Below are 9386 nucleotides of genomic sequence, written 5' to 3'. Positions count from 1 at the left end.
CCCGGCTTCCTGAGCGACCCGGCTCCCTGAGCTTGTCGAAGGGTCATAGAGAGCCCGCTCCGATTCGTCGGAGCGGGCTTTCTGCATCCCGGTGGTAGCCGCCGATGAGGTCCGGTGGGTCTGTCGGCTCTTCGGACGAATTTTCGGGCGCGCGGCGGTGCGTCCGGGGGTGAGTCGGCGGGGACGCCGCAGCGGCCGGAGTTACCGGCGGCGGGCGTGCCGACCGTCGTCGTGCTGGATGCGTCCGACTCGATGAACACCGCCGATGCGCCCGGTCCCCGCTGGGAGGCGGCGAAGGCGGCAGGCTATTCGACGCAGTGCATGAACGACGCAACGGGCATCACGATTCAGCTGGTTCCGAACCGCTGACGTCGACGAGGTCGAGTTCGGCGGAGCGGATCGGTGCGCGCTCGCCGAGCTTCACCGCGATCACGCCGAGGGCAACGAACGCCACCAGACGCGGACCCTGCCTACCGACTGCCGCGGAGGAAAGCGGACTCGACGGTGTAGCGTCCCCGCGGGATGTTGCCGTTCCGGTAGTGCAGGAGATCGCTCCGCCACCAGTCCGGTAGGTACTCCGGGACGCGCTCCCAATGGTTCACTTCCAGGTTGCGCCAGCGACCGCGGGCCCGGTCGAGCTCCACGGTGAACTGCTGGAGGGTGTGCTTGGCCCACCGGCCGGTGTAGTGGCCGCTGGTGCTGGTGACCCAGTCGACGGTGTAATCGGGGCCGACGGCGGACATCATTGCGTCGATGTCGCGACGCATGGTCGCGTGATTCCCTCGGGCACGCATGGCGTCGTTTCCGCCGATCGCCATGACAAAGCAGTTGGCGCCCGCGGCCTTTGCGTGGCCGACCGCCGAGATGCCGCTGCCGTGGCGCTTATCGGTGCCGAACCCGGGTCGCTGGATGGTGCGGCCGCTGGACACGCTCACGAAGTATGGCATGCCGCGCCCGCGGAGCTCGTCGATGATCACGTTGCGGGCGCCGATGCGCGCTTCGCTCTTGCTGTCGCCGATCACCGCAACCTTGGTGCAGCGTGGTCGTGCGTTGGCCGGTGTGATCTTCCGGGTCATGAACAGCGATCCTCGGGTCCGGGCGGGCTGCGGCCGTGTAGTCCGACCGAGGGGAACTTTAACAAGGCGACGGGACCGTCATCTGTTCAGTTGACAGCGTTCTACAGTGGTGGTCGTGAAGGTGTTACGGCGGATCGGCGGCGAGCCCGACCTGGCAGTTCAGATGCTCGAACCGACGGCCTCGCCGGCGAGTGCCGGACCGCCGGTGCTGCTGGTGCACGGGATGGGCGGAGACCACACGACCTGGACCGGCGTGGCACGCGCGTTGCAGTCCGCGGGGCGCGCGGTTGTCGGTATTGATTTGCGCGGCCACGGACTCAGCGGCCGCGCAGTGCGGTACCGACTCAACGATTTCCGTGACGACCTTGCGCATGTTCTCGATGTGTGCGGTGCGGACGAAGTCGACGTGGTGGCGCATTCGCTCGGCGCGCATTCAGCGCTGCGGTTGGCGATGAGCCAACCCGGACGCGTCCGGCGTCTACTCCTCGAAGAGCCGCCGCCCATGCCGCGCGACGCCGCGGACCTGGCAGAAGGGATCGCGCAGAGTTCTTCGTTGAGGGAGCGGATCCGCGGGATCGGCGCGCTGGTCGCAGATCCGCGACCGTTCCTGCGGTTCGATCGGACCATCCCCGAAGCGGTCACCGTGCAGTTCGGGTGGGCCGACCGGCAGTGGTGGGCCGATCTCGCCGTGATCGATGCCCCGACCCTGGTGATTTCCGGCGGCCACCGCAGCTTTCTCCCACCCCGGCACCTGCATCGGCTCGCCGACGCATTGCCCCGCGGCGAGGTCACCACCATCGACTCCGGCCACAGCGTCCACCGTGACCGCCCCCGCGAGTTCCTCACCCAGGTCCATCGGCTTCTCGTCGACTGAAAAGGGAGTCCTATCCGGTCGCTCACCGGACAGAACTCCGATTTCGCTGGGGAGTGGAACCGGATGCGCGAGCCATGCGTCTAATAGGCATGGGGGAGACGGGCGAGTTCGCACGATTCATCGCGAATCAGGACGGCGTGGTCACTACCGGCCAGGCCGCCGGTTTTGAACTTACCGCGAGCGACATCCGGGGGCGCGTCGGCCGCGGCGAATGGGTACGCGTCGCCTCGGGTGTCTTCCGGCTCGCGTCCGCACCCTATTCCGAACGCGCGATGGTGCGGGCGGCCGCGTGGGTGCTCAATGCCCGACTGGATCGCACTACGGCGGCGTGGTGGCACGGACTGCTGCCCGACCTGCCCAAAGAGCTCACCGTGTCCATGACCTACACCCGGAATCCGGACCGGTGGACCGACTGCGCGGTCGACGTGCGAAAGCGAGCATTCTGCGCGGAGGACTGTACGGAGGCCGATGGGGTCAAGGTCGTGGGAAGGGATCTCAGCGTGCTCGGCTCGGTCGGTTTGCTCGATGACCCGACGCCGTTCGTCGAGGAGCTGCTGTTTCGGAAAGAGGTGACGCTGGCGTCACTGACCAGTGCGCTTCGCCGTAATCCACGTATGACGGGTCTGGGCCCGGCACGTGAACTCCTGTCGCTACTCGACAGCAATACGCAGGCCAAAGCGGAGAAGCTGTTCCGGTCCTTGCTCACCGAGCACGATATTCCAGCCTGCGTGCAGCAGCACCGGTTCCACGGGTGGCCGCTCGACTTCGCATGGCCGGAACGCAAGGTGGTCGTCGAGGTTGACGGCTTCGCCTTCCATCGCGGGCACAAGAAATTCCAGAGCGATATGGCCAAGCGCAATGCCCTCGCGCTGGACGGGTGGCTGGTACTGACCTTCTCGTACCACGACATCGTGAACGACCCGATCGGCTGCATCGAAACCTTGATCGCGGCATTGCGTGCCCGCCCGGCACTCGTCGGGTGAACTCGATCAGGCCGCGGGCCGGTTGTGCAGGGGCCGCGGGTCAACTCCGGTGCGCCTCCAGCCTTCCGCGGCCCACGAGACATAGAGCCAGGTGACCGGTAGCCGGTTGACGACCGGGTTGATCTTGCGCATGAACCCGGCGAAGCGCTCGAAGCGGCGCTGCTTCTTGGCATCCCACGTCAGATCGCACACCGCGCGCATCTCCGATGGCAGAGTCCCGACGACCACTGTGCGCCCGAAGCCGTTGAGTGGCGCTGCGATCACGCGCCACAACGGTTTCGGTAGCCACGCCGGGCCGGGCACTCCGCGCCGCAGGTAGCCGGTCGCGTAGGTGATGGTGCGGGTGGGCACGAACTCCGTGCACATCTGATCCCAGTAGGTACAGAACTCGTCGTAGGTCTGGGGCTGGCTGCGCGCACTCACGCCGTACAGCTCGTACCAGATCTTGCTCTCCTCGAAGATCTGCACTTTCTCGTCGTAGCTGAGGCGACGGATAAAGGTATCGGTGATGAAGAGGACCTGGTCGACGAAGGTCGCATGGGCCCAGTAGAAGAGCTCGGGATTGAGGGCGTGGTAGCGCGAACCGTCGGAGATGGTGCCTTTGATCTCGCGGTGGAAGTCGCGGACGCGGTGGCCCCACGCCCGTGGGTCGTCGGAATAGACGGTACGCATCACTGGCGGTCCGGTGCGGCGGGCGCGACCGATGAAGTCGCTGAAGATGATCGAATGATCTTCCACTCCCTGGGCGAGCTGCTCGATGCAGTTCTCGCTGCCGGCCAGGCGCTGAAAACCGAGAATCATGCGCGCGTCGCCGGAGAACTTCCACAGCAGTGAGTCCGCGCCGAGGCGCAGCTCGAGCGAGTCGATGTCGATCTCGTCGACAATGCTCGGCTCCGCTTCGCGAACGCCGGAGGAGAAATCGGTCACCATGGAGCAGAGCGTACGCCTACGTTGAGACAAAATAGACGAAGTGTTCCAACTCGGGCACTGGGTAGGCTCGGGACATGGTCTATCAGCCCGGCGCCAACAATCCCTTCGCGCTCCCCGGCAAGAATAACGAGATGCCCACTTTTGTGGTGCGGGCGGCCAAGTCGCAGTTGCCACCGGTGGATCTGATTCTGGAACACGCGCAGGTGGTCGCACTGCCGATGCGCACGCGGTTCCGCGGCATCACCGTCCGCGAGGCGATGATCTTCCGTGGGCTCAAAGGCTGGGGCGAGTTCGCGCCGTTCGTCGAGTACGACGACGTCGAGTCCGCCAACTGGCTCGCCGCCGGAATCGAGGCGGCGTGGCAGGGTCCGCCGCCGGCAGTCCGCGACACCGTTGAGGTGAACGCGACCGTGCCGGCAGTGCCGGCCGATCAGGTCGCCGAGATCCTGGCTCGCTACCCGGGGGCGAAGACGGCGAAGGTGAAGGTGGCTGAGCCCGGGCAGACCCTCGACGATGATGTGCAGCGCGTGGCCGCGGTGCGTGAACTGGTGGGCAAGGTGCGCATCGACGCCAACGGCGCCTGGGAGGTGCCGACCGCGATCGAGTCGATCGCCGCCCTCGGGGACGTGGAATACGTGGAGCAACCGTGCGCCACGGTCAAGGAACTCGCCGCAGTACGGCGCGTGGTGAACGTGCCGATCGCCGCCGACGAGTCGATCCGCCGCGCGGAGGATCCGCTCCTGGTGGCGCAGGCGGGAGCGGCCGACATCGCGGTCCTTAAAGTGGCGCCGCTCGGCGGTATGCGCAAGGTGCTGGCGCTGCGGACCGCGCTGAAAATGGACGTGGTGATCTCCAGTGCGCTGGACACCGCGATCGGCATGTCGTCGTCGATCTCTGCCGCGGCCGCGCTCCCGATGCTCGACCATGCCTGCGGCCTGGGCACCGGCGTGCTCTTCGAGCGGGATGTGGCGCCGGGGTTCATCCCGCGCAAGGGTGTGGTGACGCCGCGGATTGTGCAGCCCGACGACGACCTCCCGCTGGCTTCGATCGACCGTGCCGCCTGGTGGGAGCAGCGCCTGCGGCGCTGCCACGCGATCCTGATGGCGCGCTGACCCTCGCCGACTCGCTTTTTTCGGACAGGCATCGTGCGAGACTGTCGCGATGAAGCGATGCGGATGGCTGGCAATGTTGTGCGGGGTGGTGCTGGTGCTTGCGGGCTGCACGTCGGCGGCTGGCGACGGGGCGGTCGTCACCGAGATGGTCTACGTGGATGCCGATGGCAACTCCATCACGCCACCGACGGAGAACGGGGGCGGCGCGCGCCCCGAGCCGGGCGGCGAAGTACCGCAGGCGACGGCGTCTGCGCCGACGGCCACCACTGCGCGTCCGGTGTCGATGCAGCGCTTTACGACGCCGGACGGCCAGACCTTTTGCAGCAGTGAACCGCGGATCTCGGGGATCTACGGAGACTATGACGGCCGACCGGGTTTCGTATGCGTCAACGGCGACACCTCGATTCCGCGACCGAATATGAGCAGGTGTTCGCAGGGTGTCAACCAGCTGGGCGGCGCAGCCGCGATCGGGCCGGGCTGGGTCGCTACCGGGGTCTGCTCCGGCGGTTGGGTCTTCAACGGATCCACGGACTCGTATCCAGCGGCCACGGTGGGGCAGGTTGTGCAGTCAGGTCCGGTGACCTGCACCATCGAAGCGGTCGACGCGGTCTCGTGCGCACAGGGCGCCGATGGCTTCCGGTTGTCGGCGAGCGCGGTGTCGGCCTGGGGAAACGACGTCACCAGTAACTGAACCCGCAATGGCCTAGAAACAAATCTCGACTTCTGTTTCAATGGGGTGATCCGCAACACAGCGGTGTCTGCTGATTCAGGAGGAAGCATGGCCACGCCGCTGCTCGCCCAACCCGCCGCCGGCAGCGAACTGCTCGGGGTGCCGGTCAGTCAACGCAACGGGGTACTCGAGGTGCTGTCGATGCGGCGTGATCCGTTCTCGTTCGCCGAGCGCCGGACCGAGCAGTACGGTGACGTCTTCGCCATGAATGCGCTCGGCGTGCGTGTGGTGACCGCCCACGGCGCGGAGGCGGCCAGCGAGATTCTGATGAACCGGGACCGGGCCTTTGTGAATGGCCCGGCATGGAGCTACTTCATCGGTCCGTTCTTCAATCGCGGCATCATGCTGCTGGACTTCGACGAGCACCGCCACCACCGGCACATCATGCAGCAAGCATTCTCGCCGAACGTGCTCAAAGGCTACTTCGCTGAAATGCAGCCGGTGATCGCCGACCGTGTTGCTGCCTTTCCCGTGGGCCAGGTGAAGCTGTTCGACGAGTTCAAGGATTTGACCCTCGACGTCGCGCTGGAAATCTTCCTCGGCATCGAGCTGGAGAAGTCCGAGGCTGACCGCCTGAACAAGGCGTTCATCGAGACCGTGCGCGCGGGCGTCGCACTGGTCCGCAAGCCGGTCCCAGGTGGGCGCTGGTGGAAGGGACTGCGATCGCGGAAGATCCTCGAAGAGTTCTTCTACCAGCACATCGAGGCCAAGCGCGCCGCGCAGACACCGGACCTGTTCTCGGTGCTGTGTCACGCCGAAAGCGACGACGGCCATCGGTTCACCGACGAGGACGTCGTCAACCACATGATCTTTGTCCTCATGGCCGCGCACGACACCTCGACCATCACGATGACGCAGATGGCGTACCGGATGGCGGAGCACCCGAAGTGGCAGGCGCGTGCTCGGGCACAGTCGATGGAGTTGGATCCCACCCTGGGCTACGACGACCTCGCTGGCATGACCGTCTTGGACGACGTCATGAAGGAGTCGCTGCGCATGTGCCCGCCGGTACCGGCCCAGCCCCGGATGGCCGTCAAAGACACCGAGGTCCAGGGATACTTTGTCCCGAAGGGCACCATGGTCGTCATTCCGCAGATGGCGAACCATCGCGATCCTCGGTTCTACCGGAATCCGGATGCCTTTGACCCCGAACGATTTTCGCCCGAGCGCGCCGAAGACAAGGGTCACCGGATGGCGTGGACGCCGTTCGGTGGTGGCGTGCATAAGTGCATCGGGCTCTACTTCGCGGGCATGGAGATCAAGACGATCCTGCACAACCTGTTGCTCGATTACGAATGGTCAGTGCCAGCTGGATACCGTCTACCTATGGACTACAGCGCGCTGCCGGTTCCCAAGGACGGACTCCCGGTCACGATGGTGCGGCGGTCGTGACAGACACGCGTAAGGCCCGGGTCACCGCATCTCCGGCGGAGCAAGAGTCAGCAATCCTGACCGCAGCCTCGGCCGAGTTCACGCATGTCGGTGTGCGCCAAGCGAATATGGACGCGATCGCGAAGTCCTCCGGAGTCAGCCGATCCACCCTGTATCGGCGCTTCCCCAGTAAAGACAATCTGCTGATCGCACTCGCGAGCCGGACCTTTGAACGCGGGATGGTGGAGCTCGAGGCCGCCATCACTGGGCTCTCGCCACGGGATGCGGTGGTCGAAGCTTTTGCCAGCGGCGCGGCCATGATCGAGAACGACCCGCTGCTGCATCGCATGGTGATCGATGACGCCGAGGTCCGTGGCCTCACCGCCGGGATGAGCGGATTGTTCATCAATATGGTGACCGATCGGGTGGCCAACTCGCTCCGCGCGGCCGGCGCCACCATGCCCGAGCCGGACCTGACCTATGCGGTGGAACTGCATGTCCGTCTGGTCATCTCGTTCTTGGAGATTCCGCCGACCGACGAGTCCCGCCGAACCCCCGAAGCTGTCCGCGATTTTGCCGCCACATTCTTGGCGCCGATGGTCTACTGAACTACCGAGGAGCCCCGTTGTCCATTTCCGATTACCGCCGTCGTCGCGCTGACCGCCGTCTCACTCGAACGCGAAATCTGTTGGCGGGCAAGGTGGTCGCTATTACTGGCGGCGCGCGCGGCATCGGTTTCGAGGCGGCGACACAGCTGCACGAAGCTGGCGCGATCGTGGTTCTCGGCGACGTTGACACCGAGGCCCTCGGCAAGGCGGCCGCCGATCTCGGGATCAACGGCATCGACCTGGACGTGACGGACGCATCGTCGTTCGAGAGGTTCCTCGACGAGGTGGAGCTGCGGGTCGGAGCAATCGACGTACTGGTGAACAACGCGGGGATCATGCCGGTCGGCCCGTTCCTCGACTACAGCGAGGGTCTGATCCGACGCACCGTGGAGATCGACTTGGTGGGCGTGATCCTCGGTAGCCGAGCGGCGGCGCGGAGGATGGTTAACGGCCGCGGCGGGCAGATCGTGAACGTCGCGTCGGTGGCCGGGCGGCTGCCGACCCCGGGCCTCACCGTCTACAACGGAGTGAAGGCCGGGGTGATCGAGTTCTCCGAGGCGCTCGACGCCGAACTAGCGTCCTACGGTGTGCGGGTGTCGACGCTAATGCCGACTTTCACGAAGACCGGACTGATCGCCGGACTACAAACGAATACGCTGGTCACTGCCGTGACGCCGGAGCAGGTGGCGGCCGAGCTGATGCAGGTGATCGCCCACCCGCGCGTTCGGGTGGCGGCGCCGCGCTCGATGGCCATGGTCAACGTCAACGCGATCCTGCCGCAGCCGGTGAAGCGGTGGGTCCGGCGGACGGCGAAAACCGATTCGATCTTCTTGTTCCCGGACTCGGCGGCGCGCATGGACTACAGCGAGCGCATTGGGCAGTAGCCTACGACTCGTGGCTGGTGTGAGCGATGGAGCGATGGTGCGATGGCGCACCGCGCGGAAGGCCCGCGCTAGTGCGCGGGACGAGCTCGTCGTCGCCGAGATCAAAGCTGGTGCGCGGCAACGGATGTCACTTCGAGCGCGTGGTGCCTTCGTGCTACTCGCGGTGCTTGCGGTGCTTGCCGCCGGGCTCGCGTGGTGGCAGGTGCGCAGCGGTCCGACGTACTCCGATCGAGAGCTCGTCGCGGCGGCTGTCGAGCGCACAGAGCTGCTGCTGGCCGCCGACGCCGACGATCCGGGCCGGGCGAAGGAGATCCTTTCGGGGGCAACCGGCGAGTTCCGGGACTCGTTCGCGCAGTCGGCCGAAGCGTATACGCAGTTTGTGGAGCGGCAGCGTAGTCGCGGCACCGCCGGTATCGATGCGGCGGCGCTCGCCGCCCGTGAGGGCGATCGCGGTGTGGTCCTGATCGCCGCCTCGCTGGCGGTGGCGGCGGGGGATGCGCAGGCCGCCCCGGCCGAGGCGCAGCCGCTGCGGTTACGTGTCGTCGTTGAGCCTGCCGACGGCCAACTGAAGCTGGCGGGGGTGACCTTTCTACCGTGAAAGCCGAAGTAGGACGCCGGTTGGAGGTGCCGTGGACGTCGCGATCGACGGGCGGAGCGATCCTCTCCGCAGTGCTGCTGAGCGCCGGTATCGCGATCGTCGTGCTGGTCGGAATATGGCGCGGACCAGTCGCTGAACGAGCCCACACCTCAGACGACCTCGCGCAGCAGGCCGGGCAGATCGTCGCCGACGTGTTCTCGGCGAGCAGTGACTCGTGGGC

Annotated in this window: 10 protein-coding genes and 1 pseudogene; 9 read left to right on the top strand and 2 right to left on the bottom strand. The window is 66.1% G+C overall.

Annotation, left to right across the window (positions count from 1 at the left end; genetic code table 11):
• Window positions 1-470: 470 nt before the first annotated feature.
• Window positions 471-1076: a hypothetical protein gene (locus tag WAW85_RS04055; RefSeq protein ID WP_422558365.1), complete on the bottom strand. Its 606-nt coding sequence runs from the start codon at window positions 1074-1076 to the stop codon at window positions 471-473.
• Between the two features lie 115 nt (window positions 1077-1191).
• Between WAW85_RS04055 and WAW85_RS04050 the strand changes: the two genes are divergently transcribed.
• Together WAW85_RS04050 and WAW85_RS04045 are read left to right on the top strand one after the other, a co-directional pair.
• Window positions 1192-1950, top strand: coding sequence for an alpha/beta fold hydrolase (locus tag WAW85_RS04050; RefSeq protein WP_422558364.1), 759 nt, complete (start codon window positions 1192-1194; stop codon window positions 1948-1950).
• Between the two features lie 89 nt (window positions 1951-2039).
• A complete protein-coding gene (locus WAW85_RS04045) occupies window positions 2040-2933 on the top strand; it encodes a DUF559 domain-containing protein (RefSeq protein WP_422558363.1) in 894 nt (297 codons plus the stop codon).
• A gap of 6 nt (window positions 2934-2939) precedes the next feature.
• Here the strand turns inward: WAW85_RS04045 and WAW85_RS04040 are convergent, their stop codons facing one another.
• Window positions 2940-3863 carry an oxygenase MpaB family protein gene (locus WAW85_RS04040; protein WP_422558362.1) on the bottom strand — a complete coding sequence of 308 codons (924 nt, stop codon included), beginning with the start codon at window positions 3861-3863 and terminating at the stop codon, window positions 2940-2942.
• Window positions 3864-3994: 131 nt separating this feature from the next.
• On the opposite strand from WAW85_RS04040, the gene WAW85_RS04035 reads away from it, so the two are divergent.
• The 7 genes and pseudogenes from WAW85_RS04035 to WAW85_RS04005 all read left to right on the top strand — a co-directional run.
• Entirely contained in the window at window positions 3995-4975 is a 981-nt protein-coding gene (locus tag WAW85_RS04035; RefSeq protein WP_422558366.1) for an o-succinylbenzoate synthase, read from the top strand.
• A gap of 49 nt (window positions 4976-5024) precedes the next feature.
• Window positions 5025-5666 carry a hypothetical protein gene (locus WAW85_RS04030; protein ID WP_422558361.1) on the top strand — a complete coding sequence of 214 codons (642 nt, stop codon included), beginning with the start codon at window positions 5025-5027 and terminating at the stop codon, window positions 5664-5666.
• A gap of 87 nt (window positions 5667-5753) precedes the next feature.
• Entirely contained in the window at window positions 5754-7097 is a 1344-nt protein-coding gene (locus tag WAW85_RS04025; protein ID WP_422558360.1) for a cytochrome P450, read from the top strand.
• Complete coding sequence (locus WAW85_RS04020; RefSeq protein ID WP_422558359.1) at window positions 7094-7684, top strand: TetR/AcrR family transcriptional regulator; 591 nt, start codon at window positions 7094-7096, stop codon at window positions 7682-7684. The genes WAW85_RS04025 and WAW85_RS04020 overlap by 4 nt, the downstream gene beginning before the upstream one ends.
• A gap of 17 nt (window positions 7685-7701) precedes the next feature.
• Window positions 7702-8568, top strand: a complete 867-nt coding sequence (locus WAW85_RS04015) for an SDR family oxidoreductase (RefSeq protein ID WP_422558358.1) — start codon at window positions 7702-7704, stop codon at window positions 8566-8568.
• A 10-nt stretch (window positions 8569-8578) separates the two neighbouring features.
• Window positions 8579-9166: a hypothetical protein gene (locus tag WAW85_RS04010; protein ID WP_422558357.1), complete on the top strand. Its 588-nt coding sequence runs from the start codon at window positions 8579-8581 to the stop codon at window positions 9164-9166.
• Window positions 9163-9386 (top strand): annotated as a pseudogene (locus WAW85_RS04005) (hypothetical protein); the annotation flags it as partial. The gene WAW85_RS04010 and the pseudogene WAW85_RS04005, both read left to right, overlap by 4 nt.

This window comes from Gordonia sp. (in: high G+C Gram-positive bacteria) (genome assembly GCF_049299075.1).
Lineage (GTDB): Bacteria > Actinomycetota > Actinomycetes > Mycobacteriales > Mycobacteriaceae > Gordonia.
Note: the sequence above shows the minus strand (reverse complement) of the source record. Positions and strands in the feature narration are given on the sequence as shown.